This is a genomic window from Methylobacillus arboreus (assembly GCF_020532725.1).
GTDB classification, from domain to species: Bacteria; Pseudomonadota; Gammaproteobacteria; order Burkholderiales; family Methylophilaceae; genus Methylobacillus; species Methylobacillus arboreus.
Genome location: NZ_JAJAVC010000006.1, coordinates 103,661 through 128,768 on the forward strand (window position 1 = coordinate 103,661; position 25,108 = coordinate 128,768).

Consider the following 25,108-nt stretch of genomic DNA (forward strand, 5'->3'; position numbering starts at 1 on the left):
GCCTATCATGCTCCTTAGCCGCTTTCGCCGCCCCAACGTGCCCCAGCACCAAATTGTGTTACGCGAAATCCCCTTGTTTTCCGGCCTGAGCAACCATGAGCTGGACACGCTCAATCACCTGTTGCACCAGCGCACTTACGTGCGCGACGAGATTGTCTTCGACCCGCACGAGGAAGGACAGGCGGTCTATTTCATCCTGTCGGGCAAAGTGAGCGTTTCCATGGAGGGGCAGACCATCACTGCCCTGGAGACCGGACAGTTTTTCGGAGAACGCGCCTTGCTGGAGAACGTGCCTCGCCACGCCCAGATCCGTGCCCTCGAGGATTGCGTGATTGCAGTATTGTTCCGTGACGATTTTCTACACCTGTTACATACTCACCCGCAAATCGCCGAAACCATTTCCGAGCATTGCAGCCTGCGTCGCAACCAATACCCTTCGCTTGATAGCGAGACGGTCAACCAACCGCTGCTCACCAATGTTCAACACGGCCCCGGACCTATTGCCTGGGCTGGCATCATTGCAACGACCTGCCTGCTGTTGCTGATCTTCAAGAAGATCCTCTGGCTGGTCGTGCCTTTCCTGCTCGCCTTGATCCTGTATTACCTGCTGGCCCCACTGGAAAAGAAAATGGTGGCCGCAGGCAGCAGCCGGGCGCTTGCCGCTATAGCGCTCAGTGGCGCCTTCCTGGTTGTGACGGTAGTCGCCCTGCTATTGGTCTACCCCATGGTTGTCGCCAATGCCGCATCATGGCAGGCCGGTTTTGCCCATTATTCGGCAGGCGGCGCCAAGCTGGCGGAACAAATGTTGAGCAACCTGCAATCGCAATTCGGCTTTCTGCAAAAAGCACACTTCAATCACAATATATCGCAGCAATTAACTGATTTTTCCGAACACTTCTCCGACAAATATCTCGGCAAAATTCTAAGCGGGCTTGCCACCTGGCTGCCATCGCTGCTGCTCACGCCCATCATCACCTTTTTCATGCTCAAGGACGGCACCAATTTACGCAAAATGCTTGGTGCCGCCGTCCCCAATGCCTTCTTTGAGAAAACCCTATACCTGATTCATGCAGTCGACCAGACCGCACGGCTGTATTTTGTCGGCCTCATGAAAATCACGGTAATCGACACCCTGCTGACGTCTCTGGGCCTGTGGGCGCTGGGGATATCCTCGCCCTTGATGCTGGGCCTGATCGTGGCAGTCCTATGCTGGATTCCCTACCTTGGCCCGCTGCTTGGGTTTGCGATTGTCGCGCTGGTTGCCTCCACCGATATGCCCGGCAACATCAGCGTCATCTATAGCCTGGCGGCACTATTTATCCTGATCCGCATGCTGGATGACTTCTTCTTCCTGCCAGCCATTGTCGGGCGCAGCTTACGCATCCATCCCCTGCTCACGATCATGATGTTCCTGATTGGCGAAGCCATTGCTGGCGTCGCCGGGCTGATGCTGGTCATTCCGATTTTGGGCATCGTGCGTATTCTCGGCGAAACCCTGGAAATCATCCTGAAAGATACGCGCCTGCAGGCCAGGCATCGCCACTCAGAGAAATTGCGCTGGCGCGCTGCCACAAGAGATATGGACCGTTGAGGGCAAATATTCACACAATACGGCTCTTCGGTCATCCCTCCCCTTGCCATACTTGCAACTTACGTGGGCACCCCGGCTCAAGGCCAATATCAGGGGAAAATGAAATACTACAAAGGGCAGTAATCCAATAAAAAAGGGCTGGAAATCCAGCCCCAAGCTTGCTCTTGCTGCTTACCACCAGCCCCAGCGGGGGCCGTAATAGCCACGCCCCCAATACGGGCCGAAACCTGGACCCCAGAACGGGTCATAGTTACGATATCGCCATTGGTATTCACGGCGCAGTCTTTCCTGCTCGATCACCTTGTCCTTTTCCCGCTTGTTGAGCTCCTCGGCAAAGCCATCTCGCAAGGCTTGCTCCCGGCTGCTATAAATGTAATCCAGCACCTTGGCATCCACCCCTTGCTTGCTGAGCTCCAGCGCCTTAGAAGGTGTCAGGTCATAACGCGAATTGCTTTCCTTGATTTTGGCAATCACCTCGTCCGGACTGGTACCAGCTTTGGATAACCGCACCAATTCATCATAGGTGATGAACGGGGTAGGCTGCGGCAGCAGTTTTTCCAGCTCCTCCGCAGAAATACGCTGGATTTGCGGCTCTTTTTTCTGCTCGGTGGTGGCGCATCCTGCCAGCAGCACTAAACTGCCGATCAAGGCAGCACTTGCAAGTTTCATCTCATCCTCCTGGTCATTGACCAGCATCTATATTCCGGTTCAGCCCGGTCAGCAGTATGACATATGCCTCAAACATAAATTCCCTAGGCTTGGCACAATAATACGAGATTGCACTCGCAGCAGCTGGGGCAAGATCACCTTGCCCCTAGCCACACTACGTTATTGTTTACTGAACACCATGCGCCCGCTCTTGAAATCGACATGCACGGTATCCTTGGCGGCAAAGGTACCATTGAGGATTTCCTTGGCAAGCGGGTTCTCGATCTCGGACTGGATCGCACGCTTGAGCGGACGCGCGCCATAGACCGGGTCAAAACCAGCATTGGCAATCTCAGCCAGCGCCTCATCGCTCACCTCAAACTGCATCTCCATTGCTACCAGACGTTTGGCCAGGCTTTGCAACTGGATGCTGGCAATCGATTTCACGTGCGATTCGCCTAGTGCGTGGAATACCACCACTTCATCAATACGGTTGACAAACTCCGGCCTGAAATTGGCTTTCACCTCGCCCATCACCGCCAGCTTGATCACCTGGTAATCGTCGCCCGCCATGTTCTGGATCATCTGCGACCCCAGGTTGGAGGTCATGATGATCACCGTGTTCTTGAAGTCAACGGTACGACCCTGCCCATCGGTGAGCCGTCCATCATCCAGCACTTGCAGCAAGACGTTGAATACGTCCGGATGGGCCTTTTCCACCTCGTCGAGCAGGATCACCGAATATGGTTTGCGACGCACCGCCTCGGTAAGGTAGCCGCCCTCTTCATATCCCACATATCCTGGAGGCGCGCCAATCAGGCGCGCGACGGAATGCTTTTCCATGAACTCGCTCATGTCGATGCGAATCAGGTGATCTTCTGAGTCGAACAAGAAGCCCGCCAATGCCTTGGTCAGCTCGGTCTTACCGACACCAGTCGGCCCGAGGAACAAGAAGGAACCATAAGGCTTGTTGGGGTCGGACAAACCGGACCGTGAACGGCGGATGGCATCGCTGACCAGACGCACAGCCTCATCCTGGCCGACAACGCGCTCATGCAGTTTGTCTTCCATATGCAGCAACTTGTCGCGCTCGCCCTGCAGCATCTTGGAAACCGGGATGCCAGTCGCGCGCGACACTACCTCGGCGATTTCCTCGGCACCAACCTGGGTGCGCAGCAAGCGGTTCTGTTTCTGCTCACCATTTTCCTCGGCGCTTGCTGCCTGCTTGAGCTGGGTTTCCAGCTGCGGCAGATTGCCGTATTGCAGCTCGGAAACCTTCTGCCATTCGCCTTTGCGGGTAGCTTCCTCTATCTGCAGCTTGACCTTCTCGATTTCTTCCTTGAGATGCTTGCTGCCTTGTACCTGGGCCTTTTCCGCCTTCCAGATTTCCTCAAGGTCAGCATAGTCCTTCTCCAGGCGCGCAATTTCATCTTCGATCAAGCCAAAACGCTTTTGCGATGCCTCGTCCTTCTCGCGGCGCACCGCCTCACGCTCGATCTTGAGCTGGATCAGCCTACGCTCAAGCTTGTCCAGCGCTTCCGGCTTGGAGTCGATCTCCATCTTGATACGCGATGCGGCCTCGTCAATCAGGTCGATGGCCTTGTCCGGCAGGAAACGGTCGGTAATGTAGCGATGACTGAGTTCCGCCGCAGCTACAATGGCAGGGTCGGTAATTTCCACGCCGTGATGCAGCTCGTACTTTTCCTGTAAGCCGCGCAAGATGGCAATGGTTGCCTCCACGCTAGGCTCGTCCACTAGCACTTTCTGGAAGCGGCGTTCAAGTGCCGCATCCTTCTCGATATATTTGCGGTACTCATCCAGCGTAGTGGCGCCCACACAATGCAGCTCACCACGTGCCAGGGCTGGCTTGAGCATATTGCCGGCATCCATAGCGCCTTCTGCCTTGCCTGCACCCACCATGGTATGGATTTCATCGATGAAGACAATGTTCTGGCCTTCATCCTGCGCGAGCTCCTTCAGCACGGCTTGCAAACGCTCTTCGAACTCGCCGCGATACTTGGCACCCGCGAGTAGGCCGGCCATGTCCAGCACCAGCACGCGCTTGTTCTTGAGGGTTTCCGGCACTTCACCATTGACGATACGCTGCGCCAAGCCCTCTACAATCGCCGTCTTGCCCACGCCTGGCTCCCCTATCAACACAGGATTGTTCTTGGTACGGCGCTGCAATACCTGGATGGCACGGCGGATTTCGTCATCGCGGCCAATCACCGGATCGAGCTTGCCTGAACGCGCACGCTCAGTCAGGTCCACAGTAAATTTCTTCAAGGCTTCACGATTGCCTTCGGCCTCCTGGCTGTTGACGCCGTCACTGCCGCGCACGGCATTCACCGCCTGCTCCAGCGCCTGCTTGGTGAGGCCATGGGCTTTCAGCAATTTGCCGGTCTCGCCCTTGTCGTCTGCCAACGCGAGCAGGAACATCTCGCTTGCAATATAAGCGTCATTGCGCTTTTGGGCGTTCCTGTCAGTCACGTTCAAGAGGTTGTTGAGTTCGCGGGAAATGGAAACTTCGCCGGTATTGCTCTGGACTTGCGGCAGGTTATTGACGGTTGCCTGCAAGGCGGCCTTGAGCGGTGCAAGGTTGGCGCCTGCGCGCGCCAGCAATGACGAAGTACCGCCATCGTCCTGGTTCAGCAGTGCGAGCAACAGATGCGGTGTTTCTATGTTGGGATTGTCATTGCCGACCGCAATACTTTGCGCGTCTGCCAGGGCTTGCTGGAATTTGGTAGTCAGTTTGTCGAAACGCATGCTTGCCTTCCTTCAATGTAATATGTGGTTGACTACTAAATTGTGATCATTGTGGATAAATTCAAGCACCAGGCATTAACAAAATCCTACAATTGTTAGAGCTTGTTCAATATCATTTCATGCGGTAAGCATGGTTTCAAAACGCGTCTGGTCAAGGCGCAGGCCGCAGGTGATGCTCATTGCCTCGCCAAGGACTGCAACGCGGAGCAGGCGCGTGGGACCATGCCCTCCGGGTTGCCCTACCATGGCAGCCGCTACGGCGTTACAAGCCCTCGCTGGGCAACGTACCGCATGAAATGATATTGAACAGGCTCCTAGCGCCGGTTCCAGGTACGGCCATCATCATCGGAAACCATCTCGTGGAGAGAAGAAGAGCCGTCACCACGAATTTCCAGCCAATTCAGGTTGACATGGCTATTGACCGAGCTTACTTCAATATGGCTGACATCCGCGGCCGACATGCGCTTGGGAGGGGAAGACACCCATGCCGATCCATCCATGCGGGCATAGAATACGCCCTTGTTCATGCGCATCCACACCAGGTGCCAGCCCCAGTTGCCGCCTCGCACAATCACCAGCAATGGGAAATGGCAGCCCAGGCTCTGGCTGCCGCCATAAGTCACTCGGCGGATACCTTGCAGACGGCCCTCCAGCGAGGTGGCCATGACCAGGTCACGTGTGCCGTCATTAAAGGTATGCTGCCAGAAAAAGACCGGCTGTCCATTGGCGTCCCGGGTCCCCGCCACACGGCAATTGCTCGGAATACGCTCAGCCAACTGACGTAGCTGGATATCTTCTTCCTGGTTAACGACATCCAGGCCGATCTCTGCCGCCATCGTCGACCAACTGATCAAAACCCCGATAATTCCAATAATCTGCTGTTTCATGTTTCCTTGACTCATGGAGAGCATGATGCGAATTGTACGAATGCGACAATCTGTCGCACTGCAAGAATGGCTTTTGTTGTTATTATCCGTGCATGATTCTTTTTAGGCAAAAGCGTGGGCTGATCGCCTGGTGGATCTGTATTCTCCTCATGTTCAGCGCGCTGGCGCCGACGCTGTCCCATGCTTTCACAGTCCATGGCACCCACAACACATCAGAGGTGGTCTGCTCTGCCCCGGGCAGCAAGTATATGCCTTTGTCAGCAAAAACGGCAGACCCAGCCCAGCCGCAACATGAACATGGGCTGGATATGAAGTACTGTCCCTATTGCAACCTGCTCCATCATAGCCCGGTATTTGCTGCAAATGAGCCACTGCCACCATACGGCGGCCATCTGGGTCACATGCTGCCTGCGCTCTACCCCCACGCCCCCAAGCCCCTGTTCGCCTGGGCGGCCATCCGGCCGCGTGGTCCGCCTGCTAACGCCTAATTATCGTTCCAATGCGCTTTCCACATTGTGGCATCCCGATCCAGGAGTATTTTCATGCAGTACTGTTACAGCCTTGTGGCGCTTGCCGTCATGGCTGCCTGCAACACGCAGGCACACGCAGACCATGTCACGACCCAGCCAACCGACAATGACTCCACTATTACGGTAGGCGGCATTGTCGTGACTGGCAATCGCGCATCCTCCTTGCCCGCACGCAGTATTCTTTCCTCCGTTGACGTGATCGGCAGGGAAGCGGTTGAAACCCAGTCCGTGCAGAACAGCTGGCAACTGTTTTCCCGCGCACCAGGCGTGCAGCTCACCGAATACCGCATGGGCACCACCACTGGGAAATTCTCGTTCCGTGCCTTCAATGGCGAAGGCGAAGTCAATGCCGTGAAGCTGCTGATCGACGGTATCCCCAGCAACAGCAATGACGGCAACATGCCCTACCTCGACATGATCATGCCGCTGGACATCGAAGCGATTGAGGTGGTACGCGGCACCAACGACCCACGCTACGGCCTGCACAACATTGCCGGCAATGCCAACGTAGTGACAAAAATAGGTGGTAACTATGCCACGGCACGCGCGAGCTACGGCAGCTTCAACACGCGCGAACTGCAAACCGCGCTGGGTATCGAAAAAGACGGTTTCAGCCAGAACTATTTTGCCGCGGTGCAGGAATACCATGGTTACCGCGACCATTCGGATTCCCGCAAGCACTCAGTCGCCGGCAAGTGGTTCTACGATTCGGCAGATGGCCGCTTCCGTACCGGGCTGATCGCACGCCATTACCGGCAGGATGCGCAGGAGGCTGGCTACCTGACCTATGCCCAATCCCGCACGCATCCCCGCCAGTCCATGCCGCACAACAACACCGATGGCGGCGAGCGCGAGCTCAACCAGCTCAGCCTGCACTTTGACTGGGCCATCGACGACCACTGGTTCTGGTCCAACAAGGCCTACCTCAACACCATGGACGATCAGCGCTGGGTCAGGTTCTCCGTCATGAACGCAAACCAGCAGGAACGCCTGCTGAAAGAAAACCATACTGGCGTGCTTTCCAGCCTGACCTGGCGCCCGCATGTGGAAAACCTCGGCCTGCATAGCCTGGCCGTGGAAACTGGATTCAGCGCCGAATGGCAGGACAACGAAAACTACCGCTACACCACAGCCTCACGCAACCGCCTGGGCACTACACGCGACCAGCATTATGAATTCGATATCTACGGCGTTTACCTGCAAGCCGTGATCCGCCCCACTGCCCGACTCAAGATTGTGCCGGCTTATCGCGTGGACCGCGTCTACGGCGACTTCAAGGACCTGCTCAGCAGCACCAGTGCCGACGTACAGGACTATGGCGCAATCCGCCAGCCCAAGATCAGCGCAGTCTACAGCCTTTCAGAGCATTACAGCGTCTATGGCAACTGGGGACGCAGCTTCCAGGTCGGCATTGGCGCAGCCACCTACAAGACCAACCCGCTCGCGCCCGATCTCAGGCCCTCGATCAACGACGGCTGGGAACTAGGCCTGAAATTCCAGTCCACCGACTGGCTAGACGGACGTATCGCCCTGTGGGAGCAAAAGGCGAGCAATGAAGCAAGACGCATCCTCGGCAGCGCCAGCAACGATTCCGAGAACATCGGGCAAACCCTGCGGCACGGTATCGACTTCCAGGCCAACCTGCGGCCGACCGACAGGCTGGACATCTGGGCCAACCTGTCGGTGCAGCGCTCCGAGATCACCAAGCCGGGCAACACCGAACCAGGCAACAAGGGCAACGAAATCGACCATGTGCCGCGGCAGGTTTACGGCGTGGGGGCCGACTACCGCATCCTGCCTGCGCTCAAGCTTTCCGCCTGGGCGAATGGGCAAGGAGACTACTATCTGGAACGCGCCAATCGACAAGGCAAATTTGGTGGCTATTTGCTGATGAACTTGGGCGCTGTATGGCAAGTGCAGAAAAATCTCAGCCTGGAGCTGCAAGTTCGCAACCTTGCCGACCGTTATTATGAATATGTGTACTGGGATACCGAATACCTGCAAAGCATGCACTCACCCGGCGAAGGACGCGGCATTTATGCCTCGGTGCGCCTGGATATGTAACATCCCCGCGTCACCTATCCTGTGAGCAGCCATGGCAAATAATAGACAGCGCATTCTTTGGCTCAGACTGCATCTTTACCTCGGCCTTTCTCTAGGCGCGCTGTTCGTGCTCATGGGGCTCACCGGCAGCCTGCTGGTGTTCTATACCAAGCTCGACAGCGCGTTGAATCCGCAAATCCAGGTCACTGGCCCAGTCAGTTCCCCCTCACCCCAGGCAATCTTGGAACAGTTGCACAAAGCCTATCCAGAACGCACCGCAGGCTGGCGCATTGAAATGCCCTTGCATGGCGATAGTCCCGTGCTGGCGCGCTACCTCAAGCCAATCGAAACCCGTGACAGGCATTTTGCACCGCTCATGGTGACGCTGGATCCGCAAACCCTGCAAGCCAGTTCTAGCCGCTTCTGGGGCGATACCGCGATGACTTGGCTCTACGACTTGCATTACACCCTGCTGCTAGATGTCAATGGCAAAAACATCATTGCGATTGCCAGCATCTTCATCCTGGTTTCCCTGGCTTCCGGCATTTACCTCTGGTGGCCGCAGAATGGCAATTTCCGCCTGGCGCTGACCTATCGCCGCCAGGCCCATTTCTATCGCCGTGTCTACGACTGGCACAAACTGTGCGGTGTCTATGGTCTGGTGTTGCTTGCCATGCTCACCATCACCGGCATCATGCTGGAACAGCCAGACTGGTTTGAAGGCTGGCTGGGTGCAAAACCAAGCATGCTGCATATGGGCAGCGCACCAACTCCAAAGTCCGGTGCACAACCAGCGCCACCGCCAGGCATCAGCATGGACACGATGGCACACATTGCCATGCAGCAATTCCCCGGCAGTGAATTACGCTGGATATATACCCCGGACAGCGCAGACGGGGATTACCAGTTCCGGCTTTACCAGCCTGGCGAACCGGGGAAGCGTTTTCCCAAGACCATCGTGTTCATTACACATGACGGCAAGGTCGCCGTCAAACGTGACTACTTTGCCGATAACAGCGGCAGCAAGGTCATGCACTGGCTGCATCCTTTACATAATGGCGAGGCATTCGGGCTTGCGGGACGCTGGCTGGTATTTGCCAGCGGCTTCATGCCACTGGTGCTGTTTGTTACCGGCTGGATGCGCTGGCGCCACAAGCGGCGTGCCGCCCGGATGCAACAACGGAGAGATTATCCGCGCAATAAAAAAGGCTGAGCACCAGCAAGCGCCCAGCCCCAGGCAGTCCATCAACCAGACTGTAGATGAGGTATCCCAGAAACAGGATGCATCCATCTTAAATCCCCGCTTACTGAAGTGGAATGCGACATGTTGTCGCAGGCGCTTGGAGACTGTTTACAATCCATCCCGTAGCAGCGCGACATTTTGCCGCATGCCCGGCAAGCGGGCACTTGCAGTAAAATGCCGGCATGTCCTCCCTTGCCTTTGCCACCAACCTGCGCCGCCTGCTCTGGCTGCGTGTCGTCATGATGGCAGCACTGCTGCTGGCAAGCCTGGTAGCCACCCATCTCTACCATATTGCACTGCCTGTTACCGAAGTCGCCGCTGCACTCGGGCTTATGCTGGCAATTAACCTTGTCAGCTGGCTGCGCCTGTGGCGCAAAGCGCGCATTCATGAAACCGAACTTCTGGCGCAACTACTGCTGGATATCGCCATTCTGACCTGGCTGTTTTATGCCACTGGCGGCTACAGCAACCCCTTTGTCTGGATGTACCTGCTGCCATTGGCTGTCGCAGCGGTAGCATTGCCGTGGCGTTTTACCTGGCTGATCGCAGGATTGGTCATTGCCGCCTATAGCCTGCTGATGTTCTGGTATCGCCCGCTGGCAACCATGGCGCACGACCACCTGCATACCGCTGCATCAGCCTCCCACTCACTGCACGACGACAGCTTCAACCTGCACCTGCTGGGCATGTGGGGCGGGTTTGTTGTCAGCGCCATTGTCATTGCATTTTTTGTGGAACGTATGGGCCGCAACCTGCGCGAGTATGACCGGTTGCTTGCCGAATCGCGGGAAAAAGTGCTCGCGAGCGAGCGCATGCTGGCCCTTGGCACACTGGCCACCGGTGCCGCCCATGAACTGGGCACCCCTCTATCCACCATGGCCGTGCTGACCAAGGACCTGCTGGAGGAAAACCGAAACCAACCGGAGCTGGCTGCATCGCTAACCCTGTTACGCACACAGGTAGACCGCTGCAAGGAAATTCTTTCCTCCTTAACTGCCGCCACGGGCATGATGCGCTCGGAAGCCGCGAGCCCGATGAGCATAGAAGCCTTTATCCGCCAACTGGCACAGCGCTGGTCCGATACCCGCCCGGCGACCCCGCTCAAGCTGGAATTGCATTTGCCGACCCCTTGTCCCAACATGGCGGCCGACCTTGCACTGGGACAAGCCATTACCAACCTCGTCAACAATGCGGCAGACGCCTCTCCAGAAGGCATCCAGCTCATTGCCAGCATCGCTCAGGACAACCTGTTGCTGGAAATCCATGACCGCGGATGCTTTCCCGATGAGCATACACTGGCCACAATGGGCTTGCCCTTCAACACCTCGAAACAAGCCAGCGGGGGATTGGGACTGGGCATCTTCCTCGCCAAATCGGTGCTGGAAAAGTTTGATGGCGACATCATGTTCGAGCGCCTGGAACCTCAGGGCACGGTCACCCGCATCCGCATTCCGCTGGCTGGCATCATCCTGGAAACGCAGGCATGATGGATAACAGCGCTGATCTCCCCACCATGCTGCTGGTGGATGATGATGAAATATTTACCCAGGTTCTGGCCCGGGCAATGGAAAAGCGCGGCTTTCAGGTTCAAGTGGCGCATAATGTCCATGATGCAACTGCCATGACAATACAAGAAGCGCCTGAATACGCCGTCGTCGACCTCAAAATGCCGGGCGACTCCGGCCTGACCCTGGTCAAGCACCTGAAGCAGATAGACGGCCAGACCCGCATTGTGGTGCTCACCGGTTATGCCAGCATTGCCACCGCAGTAGAAGCGGTAAAACTCGGTGCTACCCATTACCTGGCGAAACCAGCCGATGCCGACCAGATACTGGCCGCTTTCGAACGCATCGAAGGCGATCCTGATGCGCCTGTGCCGGACAATGCCTTGTCGGTAAACCGCATGGAATGGGAACATATACAACGGGTACTGCAGGAAAACGACGGCAATATCTCGGCCACCGCCCGTAGCCTGAATATGCACAGGCGTACCCTGCAGCGCAAACTGAATAAGCACCCAGCGAGGAAATAAGCAATCAATGCCCTAGCCCATTCGGACTAGTCCTATCCACAAACAGCCTGCTCCGTGTTTACAATCCCGGACTAAGAGCCTGTTCATGACCTTTTCAAGTGCTTTTTTTGCTGTCATAACACAGCGACAGGTGACACGAAAGGCTAGAATAAGGCAAAATATTGGTTTTCTTATCTACCAATCCCCTTAAAATCTTTGAGCTTTTTAGTATTGTTCTGCCGATAGCGCATGCTTTCTTAAAAGAATCATTACTAAAACAAAAACTTACATGCGCAAAGCGCCATGTAATTGATGGAGAGTAAACATGTCGGATTACGTAATCGCCTTTGACAAGCTGCGCATCTCGGATGTGCCTGCCGTTGGCGGCAAGAATGCCTCTTTGGGCGAAATGATCAGCCAGCTGACCGCAAAGGGCGTACGAGTACCAGGTGGCTTTGCCACCACAGCCCATGCCTATCGCCTGTTCCTGGCGAAGGACGGCCTGGACACGCGCATCAATGCAGAACTCGACAAGCTCGACGTGGACGATGTCGATGCATTGGCTGCCACAGGCGAGAAAATCCGCCAATGGATTGTCGACACGCCTTTCCCCCAAGAGCTGCAAGACGCGATTGCTGAGCATTACAAGACATTGACAGCCGACTCCGGCGATGACGTGACATTTGCCGTACGCTCCTCCGCAACGGCTGAAGATTTGCCTGATGCCTCATTTGCCGGCCAGCAGGAAAGCTTCCTCAACATCCATGGCCTGGACAACATCCTGCACGCCATCAAGGAAGTATTCGCGTCGCTCTACAATGACCGCGCCATCTCCTATCGTGTCCACAAGGGTTTCATCCACGCCGATGTCGCGCTTTCCGCCGGCATCCAGCGCATGGTGCGCAGCAACCTGGGCAGCTCGGGCGTGATGTTCACCATGGATACCGAATCCGGCTTCCGCGATGTCGTCTTCATCACCTCTTCCTATGGCCTCGGTGAAACCGTGGTGCAAGGCGCAGTAAACCCTGACGAGTTCTATGTACACAAGCCGCTGCTGGCCAAGGGATTCCCTGCCATCGTGCGCCGCAACCTGGGCTCCAAGCTGATCAAAATGATATTCAGCGACAGCAATGTCGCAGGCAAGAGCACCCACACGGTAGAAAACAGCAAGGAAGAAAGCGCACGCTACTCCATCACCGATGAGGAAATTCTCGAGCTTGCCCGCTTCGCGGTGCAGATCGAAGAGCACTACAAATGTCCAATGGATGTGGAATGGGGCCGTGATGGCGTGGACGGCAAGCTGTATATCCTGCAGGCGCGTCCCGAGACCGTGAAGTCGCAAAGCGGCACCGTGGTCGAGAAGTTCCAGATCAATAGCGCAGGCAACACTGCAGTGGTCACCGGCCGTGCCGTGACCCAGAAGGTAGGCTCGGGCCCGGTGCGCGTGGTCAAACATGCTTCCGAAATGAATACCGTACAACCGGGTGACGTGCTGGTTGCCGACATGACTGACCCTAACTGGGAACCCGTCATGAAGCGCGCTTCCGCACTGATTACCAACCGTGGCGGCCGTACCTGCCACGCCGCTATCATTGCACGCGAACTGGGCATTCCTGCCATCGTAGGCAGCGTGAATGCAACTGACCTGCTGCAGGATGGCCAAGTCGTCACCGTATCCTGTGCAGAAGGTGAAACCGGTTACGTCTACGCCGGCGCTGTGCCTTTCACCGTCACCCAGGAAGAAGAAAAGAAGCTGCCGCCGTCCCCAGTCAAGATCATGATGAACGTGGGCAACCCTGACATGGCGTTCAGCTTCTCACAGATTCCCAATGAAGGCGTGGGCCTGGCCCGCCTGGAGTTTGTCATCAACAACATGATAGGCATCCATCCCAAGGCCATCCTCAACATCGACAGCGTGCCTGCCGACCTGCAAGAGGAAATCAAGCGCCGTGCCCGTGGCTATGAAAACCCCCGCCAGTTCTATATCGACAAGCTGGCTGAAGGCGTTGCCACCATTGGTTCCGCATTCTGGCCGAAACCGGTCATTGCGCGTATGTCCGACTTCAAGTCCAATGAATACCGCAAGCTGATCGGCGGCGAGATATACGAACCCGAGGAAGAAAACCCGATGCTGGGCTTCCGCGGCGCTGCCCGCTATATTTCCCCTGACTTCCAGGATTGCTTCGAGCTCGAGTGTATTGCCATGCGCAAGGTACGCGAGCAATTCGGTCTTACCAACGTCGAGTTGATGATTCCTTTCGTCCGTACCCTGGATGAAGCGCGCCAGGTAGTGGAGATACTCGCCAAGAACGGCCTCAAGCGCGGCGAAAACGGTCTGCGCCTGATCATGATGTGCGAGATTCCATCCAATGCCCTGCTGGCTGAGCAATTCCTGGAATACTTCGATGGCTTCTCCATTGGCTCCAACGACCTGACCCAGCTCTCCCTGGGCATGGACCGCGACTCCGGCCTGGTGGCGCACGGCTTTGACGAGCGCGACCCTGCAGTCAAGGTATTGCTGGAAATGGCCATCAGCGCTGCCAACCGCCTGAACAAGTACGTGGGCATCTGCGGCCAGGGCCCTTCAGACCATCCTGACTTTGCAGAGTGGCTGGTTGAAAAGGGCATCCAGTCCGTATCCCTCAACCCTGACACTGTCATCAACACCTGGCAACGTATCAGCAAGAGCAAGTAAGCAATCAATCAAGGCCAAGGGAGCAAGTGCGCCATGCAGCACCGCAGTGTATTTTTTATCTCCGACGGTACCGGAATTACCGCCGAATCCGTCGGCCACCTGCTGGCGCACTTCCCCACAGTGAGCTTCAAGCATATCCGCCTGCCATTCACCGACTCCGAACAGAAGGTTGAAGAAGCGCTGGTCAAGATTGCTGAAACGGAAAAGGCAGACGGGGTAAGGCCTATTGTCGTCATGACCCTGGTTAATACCGACCTGCGTGACAAGCTCAAGCAGAGCAACGCCGTGCACCTAGATGTATTCGGTTCGTTTGTCGATCCATTGGCGGAAGAGTTGCAGGAGCAGCCCTCGCGTACCTCGGGTATTGCGCATAGCGTGCTGGGCAACAGCTACTATGAGCGGATTGATGCCATTAACTTTACCCTGAACCACGATGACGGCATGACCGACTTCGGCCTCAGCGAGGCCCAGGTGATCCTGGTTGGCGTGTCGCGTTGCGGCAAGACTCCCACCAGCCTGTACCTGGCCATGCAGTTCGGCATCAAGGCAGCCAACTACCCGCTGATTCCTGAAGACCTGGAGCGTGGTACCCTGCCGGAAGCGTTGAAGAAATATCCGGAAAAACTCTACGGCCTGTCGATCAACCCGGAACGCCTGCACAGCGTGCGTAGCGAACGCCGGCCTGACAGCCACTATGCCTCGCTTGACAATTGCCGTCATGAAATCCGCCTGGCAGAAGACCTCATGCATCGCGAAGGCATTAGCTGGATTGACTCAACCAGCCGTTCAATCGAAGAGCTTTCCACCATCATCCTGCAAAAAATCCGCGTCAACTCCAATCACTGAGCATAGAGACGCAATCTACAGCAAAGGGGCCTAGGCCCCTTTTTTCTTACCCGTCCGCACATAATCAATTTATTTTATTTATCAATAAAATAAAAACAATCAACTTTAATTATAAAAATAACCCTACTAAGATGGTTGTCATCCAGCCAGCACTGTTTTATAAAAAAGCAGCGGTTTTAAAAGCGCTTGATATGAATAACAGGAAGTGTTTTCACTGGCACAAACCCGCCACCATCACTGATCAAGGAGAAAGTAATGAGTACATTGACCACCTCGGCAGGAGCACCGGTTCCAGACGATAACAACAGCATCAGCGTCGGCCCGCGCGGCCCGCTTACCTTTGACAATCACTATTTGTTCGAGAAACTTGCGCATTTCAACCGCGAGCGCATTCCAGAACGCGTCGTGCATGCACGGGGAACAGGCGCCTATGGCACATTTACCTTGACCAGGAGCTTAAGCCAGCATACGATCGCCAGCTTCCTGCAGCAGGCAGGAGAAAAGACCGAAGTCTTCGTGCGTTTCTCCACTGTCGGCGGCGGCCAGGATTCCAGCGACTTTGCACGCGATCCGCGCGGCTTTGCCGTCAAGTTCTATACCCGCGAGGGCAACTTCGACCTAGTGGGCAACAATACGCCGGTCTTCTTCCTCAATGATCCGATCAAGTTTCCCGACTTCATTCATTCGCAGAAAAAAAATCCACAAACCAATTTACCCAATCCGGCCAATGCCTACGAGTTCTGGGCCAACCATCCACAATCGCTGCACCAGATGACCATCCTCATGTCGGATCGCGGCATTCCAGCCTCGTATCGCCATATGCATGGCTTCAGCTCGCATACCTTGAGTTTATGGAATGAAAAAGGCGAACGTGTATGGATAAAGTGGCACTTCAAAAGCAATCAGGGTATCAAGACCGTCACTGCTGAAGAAGCTGCCAAGCTTCCTGCCCATGGCGCGCAGCAAGACTTGGTCGATGCGATTGCCAGAGGCGAGTTTCCTTCCTGGACGGTCAAGGTGCAAATCATGACCGAAGCCGAGGCCAGAACCTACAAGATCAACCCGTTCGACCTGACCAAGATCTGGCCGCATAGCGATTACCCCTTGGTCGAGATCGGCCAGCTTGGGTTGAACCGCAATGTAGACAACTATTTTGCCGAGACCGAGCAGTCCGCATTTGCCCCAAGCAACCTCGTACCCGGCATTGGCGCCTCGCCAGATAAGATGTTGCAAGCCCGCCTGCTGGCCTATCAGGATGCACACCGCTATCGCGTAGGCGTCAATGCCAACCAGTTGCCAGTCAATGCCGCCCGTTGCCCGGTACATCACTACCAGCGTGATGGCGCCATGGCGGCAGGTTGTCCGGTAACCGGGCATGGCGCAGCAGCCAGCAGCCTGAACCAGGTGCCCAATTTCTACCCGAACGACAGAACCGGCGCTTCACCGGCACCTGCGCCGCAATATGCGCAGCCGCCATTGCCTGTGCTTGAAGACGCATGGGTCGGTTATCACGATCAGTCCAACGAGGACTACTACAGCCAGGCAGGCGCATTGTTCCGCCTCATGAACCCTGACCAGAAGCAGCAATTGTTCAGCAACATCGCAGGCGGACTGTCGCAAGCCAACGCATCCGTCCAGGAACGCATGCTGGCCCAGTTCGCCAAGGCAAACCCGGATTATGCCGCAGGCGTGAAGGCCGCCCTGGAAACCGCAAGCCAGGCTTGAGCCTTCAGGCAACCAAGGGATACGTTTGACAGGAGTCGCAGCCTGGCATGGCAAGCTCGGCAAAATTGCTTTATGGTGGAGCTTGACGGCAAGTGGTCATCACTTGCCGTCAGACCATTCCAATATCAATGCCGAGGAGATAATAAATGAACCAATATGCACATCTGGTTGGACGTATCCTGATTGCCATCATCTTCATTGTGGCAGGGGCGGGCAAGATTGCCGACCCAGCTGGGACAATAGGTTACATGGAATCTGCCGGCGTTCCCGGCATCCTGCTCTGGCCTACCATCGCCCTTGAGCTCCTGGGCGGGATTGCCATCGTCGTCGGATACCAGACTCGCCTGGTATCCTGGCTGCTCGCCATCTTCTGTATCGCAGCGGCCTTGTTGTTCCACTTCGATCTCAATGACTCGCTGCAAACCATCCTGTTCCTCAAGGATTTGGCCATTGCGGGCGGATTCCTGATACTGGCAAGCACAAGTACACTTTGGCTATCTCTCGATAATCGCCGTAGATAAACCGCAATGCAGTCCTGCAGGTTGATGACAGACCTGCAGGACTTATCACAATTCAAAATTAAGGAATTGTGAAATTGAGTTATTTCCATTTATTGGATCAATCAAGCGCGGCATAATGTCTGCATCTTTAAGAGCCCGTCCTTTCATTCATCAGGAGTGCCACAATGACCAAAGCTATCAGTTATGCAGCGCATGATCCCAAATCCTCACTGTCCCCTTTTTCATTCGAGCGCCGTAATGTCGGTGCCGATGACGTACAGATTGAAATCCTGTTTTGCGGTGTCTGCCACTCAGACCTCCACCAGGCACGCGATGAATGGGGCAACTCCATTTTCCCCATCGTGCCGGGCCATGAAATCGTCGGCCGCGTCACCCAGGTTGGCGCTAACGTAAAGAAATTCAAAGTAGGCGACCTCGCCGGCGTCGGCTGCCTGGTTGACTCCTGCGGCACCTGTCCTGACTGTGCGGAAGGCTTGGAACAATTCTGCAACCACTCGGTTTTCACTTACAACAGCCCGGACAACAAAATGCCCGGACAAGCCACCTACGGCGGTTATTCAAACCTGATCGTAGTAGATGAACGCTTTACATTGAAGATTTCCGAAAAGCTCGACCTGGCAGCAACTGCCCCGCTGCTTTGCGCCGGCATCACCACTTATTCCCCGCTGCGCCACTGGAAGGTGGGACCGGGCCAGAAGGTCGGCATCGTCGGCCTAGGCGGTCTCGGCCATATGGGAGTAAAGTTTGCCAAGGCCTTTGGCGCCCATACCGTCCTGTTCACCACCTCCCCGGGCAAGGCGGAAGATGCCAAGCGCCTGGGTGCCGACGAAGTGGTCATTTCAAAAGACCCGGAACAGATGCAGCAACATTTACTCAGCTTCGACTTCATCCTCAATACCGTCGCCGCGCCGCATGACCTTGACCAGTTCATGGCCCTGCTCAAGCGAGATGGCTCCATGTGCCTAGTCGGCGTGCCCGACAGCCCTCACCCATCACCCAGCGTCGCCAACCTGATCTTCAAGCGCCGCAGCCTGGCTGGCTCCTTGATCGGCGGCATCAAGGAAACTCAGGAAATGCTGGATTTCTGCGCCGAACACAATATCATCTCCGATATTGAATTGATCCCGATCCAGGAGATCAACAATGCGTTTGAACGCATGTTGAAGAGCGATGTGAAATACCGCTTCGTGATTGATATCGCCAGCCTCAAGCAAGCGGCTTAATCCGCAAACCGCGCAAACAAAAAGCACACCGATCGGTGTGCTTTTTGTTTTATAACGCCACAGAATTAATTGGCAAAACCTGCTAATACTAAGCCGGCTTTTTCTTGAAGCTATCCCAAATCAATAACGCCACGCCAACACAGATTGCCGAGTCAGCCACGTTGAAGGCTGGCCAGTAATATTCCTGGTAATGGAAAAAGAGAAAATCCACGACATAACCCAGGGTCACGCGGTCATAGAGATTACCGAGCGCTCCACCTAATATCAGGGCAAGCCCGAAGCAGAACAAGTGCTGTTGCGGATGTTTGCGTAACAGGCGGATGATGATCACCGACGCCACGATGGCAATCGTACTGAAGAATATGCGCTGCCAGCCGCCTGCCCCGGCGAGAAAGCTGAAGGCAGCCCCCTCGTTGTGGTAGCGCACCAGGTCAAAGAATGAGGTAAGCGGCAAATGCTCGCCATATTCAAACGCCTTGACGATGAGGTGCTTGGTGTAGATATCCAACGCAATCACGACGGCACTCAGGCCCAGCCATTTACGCATAGTGTCGCGACTCGCCCTGGCCAAAAAGGTTGCTGACGCAGCGGCCACAGATCGCCGGATGCGCTGTATCGCTGCCTACGTCGGCACGATAATGCCAGCAGCGGTCGCACTTGGCATGGGTGCTGGCACTCACTACTACTGCCAGCTCGCCTTCGCGGGCGTGCAAGGTAGCACGCGATGCCATCAACACATAATGCAGGTCTTCATGCAGCCTGGCCAATGCGGCATGCACTGCACCGCTGGCATAAATATCCAGCTCAGCCTGCAATGAAGCGCCTATCTTGCCCTGGGAACGCTCGTTCTCGATCGCCTTGTTGGAGACATTGCGCACTTCAAGCACGGTTGCCCAGGATTGCAAGGCAGCAGCATCCAGGCCATGTTGCGGCAATACGTACCAGACTTCCTCGAACACCGTCGCCTTGGCATCCAGTCCCAGCGTGGCCCATATCTCGTCAGCCGTGAAGCTCAGGATAGGCGCCATCAGGCGCATCAATGCATGGGTAATGTGATGCAATGCGCTCTGGGCCGAACGGCGTGCGTGCGATTTGTCGCCAGAGGTATAGAGCCTGTCCTTGAGAATATCCAGGTAGAAGCCGCCCAGCTCCTCGGAGCAGAAACCCACCAGCTTCTGTACCGCGAGGTGGAATTCATAGCGGTCAAAATCGGCAATCACCTGATCCTGCAACTTCTGGGTCAATGCAAGGCCAAACCGGTCCAGCTCCAGCCACTCATCCACCGGCAACAAGTCCTGCTCAGCATTAAAGTCAGCCAGGTTGGCCAGCAGGAAGCGCAGGGTATTGCGGATACGGCGGTAGCTGTCGGTCACGCGCTTGAGGATTTCCTCGGACAGGGACATTTCGCCGGAATAATCCGTGGATGCAATCCACAAGCGCAACATGTCCGCGCCCAGGCGATTGCAGATATCCTGCGGCTCGATGCCGTTGCCGCGGGATTTCGACATTTTGTAGCCTTTCTCATCCACGGTGAATCCATGGGTGAGCAAGGCATCGTAAGGCGCACGGCCATCAATTGCGCAACCGGTGAGCAGGGAGGACTGGAACCAGCCGCGATGCTGGTCCGAGCCTTCCAGGTATAAGTCTGCAGGACTTTGCAACTCAGGACGGCGCTTCAACACCGCCGCATGGGTAGCACCTGAATCAAACCAGACATCCAGCGTATCGGTCACCTTTTTGTATTGATCGGCATAGTCAGGGGCATGCTCGGCGAGGAATGCCGCGCCATCAAGCGAGAACCAGGCTTCAATCCCTTGTTGCTCGACCTGAAGAGCTACCTTTTCCAGCAGCGCCGGGGTTTGTGGATGCGGCTCGCCCGTTTCCTGGTGCACGAAGAACGGCATTGGCACGCCCCAGTTACGCTGGCGCGAGACGCACCAGTCGGGACGGTTCTTGATCATCGCCTCAAGGCGCGCGCGGCCCCAGGCAGGATAGAACGCCGTGTCATCCACGGCCTTGTTCGCCAGCTCGCGCAACGATTTGCCATTGCTACCGGCTTGGTTCATGCCGATAAACCACTGGTGGGTCGCCAGTTGCATCAATGGCGTCTTATGACGCCAGCAGTGCGGGAAGCTATGGTTCAACCGCGCGCTGGCGAACAGCGCATGCTTGTCCTGCAGCACCGTCAGGATGACTTTGTTGGCTTCCTGCCGGTTCAGCCCGCGAATGGCGGCCAGCTCGACCAGTTCGCTATTGAAGAACCTGCCATCGCCACCAATCAGCACCCGGGGCTTTTCTTGCGGATAGTTGGCCCGCATCACCAGCCAGTCATCATTACCATGGGCAGCGGCAGTATGTACCAGGCCGGTACCGGCATCAGTGGTGACGTGCTCACCTGTGATGACCGGCACGGTGCGTTGATCGAACGGATGCAGCAGCAACAGGCCCTTGAGTGCTGCCCCCTTTGCCGAACCCAGGACTTGTGTATTTTCTTCGCCATAGCGCTTGAGCGTGGCATCGGCCAGTTCATGCGCCAGGACCAAAAGGCCGCGCGAGGTCTGGATCAGGTCGTAATCGAATTCAGGATGCACGCTGACCGCCTGGTTGGCGGGCAAGGTCCAGGGCGTTGTGGTCCAGATCACGGCATAGGCATCGCCGTTGACGGTGGTATTGAATGCCGCTCCCAATGCCGCGTTATCCGCAAACTTGAAACCGACATCGATTGCAGGCGAGTTGACATCCTCATACTCCACCTCGGCTTCAGCCAATGCAGAGCCGCAATCCACACACCAATGGACCGGCTTTGAACCCTGATAGAGATAGCCATTGTTGTAGATCTCGCCCAGGGCGCGAATGATGTCGGCCTCGGTCTGGAAATCCATGGTGAGGTAAGGATGGTCCCAGTCGCCCAGCACTCCCAGGCGGATGAAGTCCTGTTTCTGCCTGGCAACCTGCTCGGCGGCGTAGGCGCGGCACAGCTCGCGGAACTTGGCTGGCGGGATATCCTTGCCATGCTGCTTCTCGACCGCCAGCTCGATCGGCAGGCCGTGGCAGTCCCAGCCCGGCACGTAAGGCGCATCAAAACCGGACAGGGTCTTGGACTTGACGATGATGTCCTTCAATATCTTGTTGACGGCATGCCCCAGGTGAATGGCGCCGTTGGCATACGGAGGGCCATCATGCAGGATGAATTTCTTCGCGCCCTTGCGCGCATTGCGTATGCGCTGGTACACCTGTTTTTCCTGCCAGCTTTTTAACCAGGCAGGCTCACGCTTCGCCAGGTCTCCGCGCATCGGGAAACTGGTTTCTGGCAGGTTCAACTTGTATTTGGTGTTTTCGCTCATCAGTCTAGTTTCAATCAATCTTCAAAATCAGGCTTCAAAAATCAGAATCCGCGCGAAAATAATCCCGCGCCATGTCTGCATCCCTGGCTATCCAGTATTTCAAGGTATCCAGGCTGTCGAATTTCATTTCATCGCGAATCTTGTGCATGAACTTCACACGCACATGCCGACCATAGATATCGCCATTGAAATCAAACAAGTGCACTTCCAGCGTCGGCTTGCCATTATGCTTGACGGTGGGACGCACACCAAGGCTGGCAACGCCGGGCCAATCAGCGCCATCGGCACTCTCGGCCAAACCTTCCAATTTTACCGCATAGATGCCAAAAAGCGGCGGCCTGTCATGCAGCATATGGATATTGGCCGTAGGATAGCCCAGCTCACGCGCCAGCTTATCCCCATGCACCACCTTGCCGCTGATGCTGTATGGGCGGCCCAGCAACCTCGCCGCCTCGACCAATCGCCCCTGTGCCAGCGCTTCGCGGATCGCCGTACTGGAGACACGCTCGCCATCAAGGTTTACCTGGGGCTGGCTTTGTAGATTAAAACCGGCCGTGACGAAATCCTCCATCCCGCCCTGGCGCCCAGCCCCGAAGCGGAAATCCTCGCCGACGAGGATGGCGCGCGCATCCAGGGCATTGCGCAGGATATCCTGCATAAACGCTTCTACCGTGATGGCTGCAAAACGGCGATTGAAATGACAGACATAGACATAATCCACGCCGGCCTCTGCAAACAATTCCAGTTTCTCGCGCAAGGAAGTCAGGCGGGTCGGCGCCCGCTCAGGCGCAAAAAACTCCCGAGGATGCGGCTCAAACGTCATCACGGCAGATTTCAGGCCTTGTGTAGCCGCGACTTCGATCAGGCGCTGCAACAACGCCTGGTGCCCCAGATGCACGCCGTCGAAATTACCGATGGCTACCGCAAGCGGGTGATTGGCGGCCTGGTGAAAATGGCGAAATATCTGCATAACGCTCCGTCCCTCAGCTCGCACTGCGCTTGATGAAATCCCGAATGCGTACCCCCATGAGCCACAAGCCGGCAAAATATACTGCAATGCCCAAGACTACAAGTCCAAGCAGATGTAACAGCTTGCTCCACAACGTCGCCTGCAGCCAATCGGCGCTATCACCCGCCCCGAACCAAAGTGCCGCAGCCATCGCCAGCAAGGCCACAACGACGCGCGCAATAAAACCCAGCCAACCGGGCTGCGGCTGATAAGTGCCGTTCTTGCGTAAATGGTAATAGAGCAAGCTGGCATTGATACAGGCCCCCAGGCCTATCGCCAACGCCAGGCCCGCGTGCTGGAAAATGCCGACAAATGCCAGGTTCATGAATTGCGTCGCGATCAGCGTTGCCACAGCGATCTTGACCGGCGTCTTGATATTTTGCCGTGCATAAAACGCAGGCGCCAACACCTTGACCAGAATCAGGCCAAGCAAGCCAAGGCTATAAGCCACCAATGCCTGGCGCGTCATCCAGACATCGTGCTCAGTGAAAGCGCCGTAGTGGAACAGCGAAGTCACCAACGGCACCGATAACACGGCCAGCGCCACTGCCGCAGGCAATGCGAGGATCAACGTCAGGCGCAGGCCCCAGTCCAGCAGGGCAGAATATTCATGCTCAGCCTTGTCCGCCACGCTCTTAGCCAGGCTGGGCAACAAGATGGTCCCCAAGGCCACACCGAGCAACCCCGTGGGGAACTCCATCAAGCGGTCTGCATAGTAAAGCCAGGAAACACTGCCGCTTTCAAGGAAAGAGGCGAAAATCGTGTTGATGAGCAATGAAAGCTGGGCAATCGAGACGCCGAAAACCGCCGGCCCCATCAGGCGCAAAATACGCCAGACGCCTTCATCATGGAAATCAAAGCGCAACTTCGGCAGCATGCCGATCCTGCGCAGGAATGGCAGTTGAAAGCCCAGTTGCAGCAAACCACCGGCAAACACTGCCCAGGCCAGCACCATGATCGGGGGATCAAAATATGGCGCGAAGCACAACGCCGCGATGATGAAGGCAATATTCAGCCAAACCGGGGTAAATGCAGGCACGGAGAATTTGCTATAGGTGTTGAGCACCCCGCCGGCCAGCGACACCAGTGAAATAAGCAGGATATAAGGGAAGATGATGCGCAGCATGTCGACCGTCAGCGCAAAGGTCTCAGGCTCGCTATGCGCCCAGCCCGGTGCACTGACATAGGCAATCACCGGGGCTGCCAGCATGCCGATGATGGTAACAGCCATCAGCACCACCCCAAGAAAAGTCGCTACATTGCTAATAAGATCCTGCGTTGCCTCAGGCCCGCGCCGGTTCTTGTATTCGGCCAGCACCGGCACGAATGCCTGCGAAAAGGCCCCTTCGGCAAACAGGCGCCGCAACAGGTTGGGGATCTTGAAGGCAACAAAGAAAGCATCGGTATAAATACCGGCGCCAAACACCCGAGCGATCAATGTGTCCCTCACAAACCCCAGGACCCGGGAAATAAAAGTCATGCTCCCGACAGCAGCTAACGCTTTCAACAGATTCATTGCACACGCATCATCATGGGGTATAAAGATATCAGGGACTGATCAGAAAGCGATTTTATCATGCCATGACAACAGCTCATGGAACAATTGACTTGCTTCTTGCTTTTGGTTTTGAATTTGGTTATTATGCTTGGCTTCGTATTTTGTTAACTTATTTAGGAAATATCTATGGCTAATAGCGCACAGGCGAGAAAGCGTGCACGTCAGGCAGTCAAGCAACGCGCCCACAATGCAAGTTTGCGCTCGGCTCTGCGTACCGCGATCAAGAAGATCATTAAAGCGGTAGAAGCCGGTGACAAGACTGCAGCTCAAAGCGTGTTTAACGAGAACGTAAGCGTGATCGACCGCATTACAGACAAGAAAATCATTCACAAGAACAAGGCTGCTCGCCACAAGAGCCGCCTCAGCGCAGCAATCAAGGCACTGGCCTAATCGAGTACGCCTTCTTGTGTGAAATAAAGAGCCGGGATATCCCGGCTTTTTTATTGCCAATTCATCGTCAGGCGAGAC

General features: G+C 55.9%; 20 protein-coding genes. 12 read left to right on the plus strand and 8 right to left on the minus strand.

The annotated features are described in order from the left end of the window. The first annotated feature begins 37 nt into the window (after window positions 1–37). Window positions 38–1,591, plus strand: a complete 1,554-nt coding sequence (locus tag LG198_RS06570; protein WP_230342384.1) for an AI-2E family transporter — start codon at window positions 38–40, stop codon at window positions 1,589–1,591. A gap of 171 nt (window positions 1,592–1,762) precedes the next feature. Here LG198_RS06570 and LG198_RS06575 read toward each other — a convergent pair whose 3' ends face one another. The 4 genes from LG198_RS06575 to LG198_RS06585 form a co-directional block, all read right to left on the minus strand. After that, a complete protein-coding gene (locus LG198_RS06575; RefSeq protein ID WP_230342385.1) occupies window positions 1,763–2,260 on the minus strand; it encodes a hypothetical protein in 498 nt (165 codons plus the stop codon). Between the two features lie 159 nt (window positions 2,261–2,419). Next, window positions 2,420–5,005 (minus strand): ATP-dependent chaperone ClpB, encoded by a 2,586-nt coding sequence (gene clpB / locus LG198_RS06580; RefSeq protein ID WP_230342386.1) that lies wholly within the window; start codon window positions 5,003–5,005, stop codon window positions 2,420–2,422. A gap of 117 nt (window positions 5,006–5,122) precedes the next feature. After that, window positions 5,123–5,251, minus strand: coding sequence for a hypothetical protein (locus LG198_RS14315; RefSeq protein WP_268866814.1), 129 nt, complete (start codon window positions 5,249–5,251; stop codon window positions 5,123–5,125). A gap of 68 nt (window positions 5,252–5,319) precedes the next feature. Continuing rightward, window positions 5,320–5,892, minus strand: a complete 573-nt coding sequence (locus LG198_RS06585; RefSeq protein ID WP_230342387.1) for a hypothetical protein — start codon at window positions 5,890–5,892, stop codon at window positions 5,320–5,322. Between the two features lie 92 nt (window positions 5,893–5,984). Between LG198_RS06585 and LG198_RS06590 the strand changes: the two genes are divergently transcribed. From LG198_RS06590 to LG198_RS06635, 10 genes are all read left to right on the plus strand, one after another. Continuing rightward, window positions 5,985–6,380, plus strand: coding sequence for a DUF2946 domain-containing protein (locus LG198_RS06590; RefSeq protein WP_268866815.1), 396 nt, complete (start codon window positions 5,985–5,987; stop codon window positions 6,378–6,380). 54 nt (window positions 6,381–6,434) lie between these two features. Then, complete coding sequence (locus tag LG198_RS06595) at window positions 6,435–8,486, plus strand: TonB-dependent receptor (protein WP_230342389.1); 2,052 nt, start codon at window positions 6,435–6,437, stop codon at window positions 8,484–8,486. Between the two features lie 31 nt (window positions 8,487–8,517). After that, complete coding sequence (locus LG198_RS06600; protein WP_230342390.1) at window positions 8,518–9,678, plus strand: PepSY-associated TM helix domain-containing protein; 1,161 nt, start codon at window positions 8,518–8,520, stop codon at window positions 9,676–9,678. A 212-nt stretch (window positions 9,679–9,890) separates the two neighbouring features. Continuing rightward, window positions 9,891–11,195 carry an ATP-binding protein gene (locus LG198_RS06605; RefSeq protein ID WP_230342391.1) on the plus strand — a complete coding sequence of 435 codons (1,305 nt, stop codon included), beginning with the start codon at window positions 9,891–9,893 and terminating at the stop codon, window positions 11,193–11,195. Then, the gene (locus LG198_RS06610) at window positions 11,192–11,740 is read left to right on the plus strand and encodes a response regulator transcription factor (protein WP_230342392.1); all 549 of its coding nucleotides are present in this window, start codon (window positions 11,192–11,194) and stop codon (window positions 11,738–11,740) included. Before LG198_RS06605 ends, LG198_RS06610 begins: the two co-directional genes overlap by 4 nt. A 304-nt stretch (window positions 11,741–12,044) precedes the next feature. Further along, on the plus strand, window positions 12,045–14,414 hold the full coding sequence (gene ppsA / locus LG198_RS06615) for a phosphoenolpyruvate synthase (protein ID WP_230342393.1): 2,370 nt from the start codon (window positions 12,045–12,047) through the stop codon (window positions 14,412–14,414). A gap of 33 nt (window positions 14,415–14,447) precedes the next feature. Beyond that, the gene (gene ppsR, locus LG198_RS06620; protein WP_230342394.1) at window positions 14,448–15,260 is read left to right on the plus strand and encodes a posphoenolpyruvate synthetase regulatory kinase/phosphorylase PpsR; all 813 of its coding nucleotides are present in this window, start codon (window positions 14,448–14,450) and stop codon (window positions 15,258–15,260) included. A gap of 255 nt (window positions 15,261–15,515) precedes the next feature. Next, a complete protein-coding gene (locus tag LG198_RS06625) occupies window positions 15,516–16,985 on the plus strand; it encodes a catalase (RefSeq protein ID WP_230342395.1) in 1,470 nt (489 codons plus the stop codon). Window positions 16,986–17,131: 146 nt separating this feature from the next. Further along, on the plus strand, window positions 17,132–17,506 hold the full coding sequence (locus LG198_RS06630) for a DoxX family protein (protein ID WP_230342396.1): 375 nt from the start codon (window positions 17,132–17,134) through the stop codon (window positions 17,504–17,506). A gap of 164 nt (window positions 17,507–17,670) precedes the next feature. Then, on the plus strand, window positions 17,671–18,729 hold the full coding sequence (locus tag LG198_RS06635; RefSeq protein WP_230342397.1) for an NAD(P)-dependent alcohol dehydrogenase: 1,059 nt from the start codon (window positions 17,671–17,673) through the stop codon (window positions 18,727–18,729). 88 nt (window positions 18,730–18,817) lie between these two features. Here the strand turns inward: LG198_RS06635 and lspA are convergent, their stop codons facing one another. From lspA to murJ, 4 genes are read right to left on the minus strand one after another with little or no spacing between them, the layout of a single operon-like run. Continuing rightward, window positions 18,818–19,276 (minus strand): signal peptidase II, encoded by a 459-nt coding sequence (gene lspA / locus LG198_RS06640; protein WP_230342398.1) that lies wholly within the window; start codon window positions 19,274–19,276, stop codon window positions 18,818–18,820. Further along, on the minus strand, window positions 19,269–22,073 hold the full coding sequence (ileS, locus tag LG198_RS06645; RefSeq protein WP_230342399.1) for an isoleucine--tRNA ligase: 2,805 nt from the start codon (window positions 22,071–22,073) through the stop codon (window positions 19,269–19,271). The genes lspA and ileS overlap by 8 nt, the downstream gene beginning before the upstream one ends. A 34-nt stretch (window positions 22,074–22,107) precedes the next feature. After that, window positions 22,108–23,043: a bifunctional riboflavin kinase/FAD synthetase gene (locus LG198_RS06650; protein ID WP_230342400.1), complete on the minus strand. Its 936-nt coding sequence runs from the start codon at window positions 23,041–23,043 to the stop codon at window positions 22,108–22,110. A gap of 13 nt (window positions 23,044–23,056) precedes the next feature. Then, window positions 23,057–24,598 (minus strand): murein biosynthesis integral membrane protein MurJ, encoded by a 1,542-nt coding sequence (gene murJ / locus LG198_RS06655; RefSeq protein ID WP_230342401.1) that lies wholly within the window; start codon window positions 24,596–24,598, stop codon window positions 23,057–23,059. A 168-nt stretch (window positions 24,599–24,766) separates the two neighbouring features. On the opposite strand from murJ, the gene rpsT reads away from it, so the two are divergent. Further along, the gene (rpsT, locus tag LG198_RS06660; RefSeq protein ID WP_230342402.1) at window positions 24,767–25,030 is read left to right on the plus strand and encodes a 30S ribosomal protein S20; all 264 of its coding nucleotides are present in this window, start codon (window positions 24,767–24,769) and stop codon (window positions 25,028–25,030) included. Window positions 25,031–25,108: the final 78 nt, after the last annotated feature.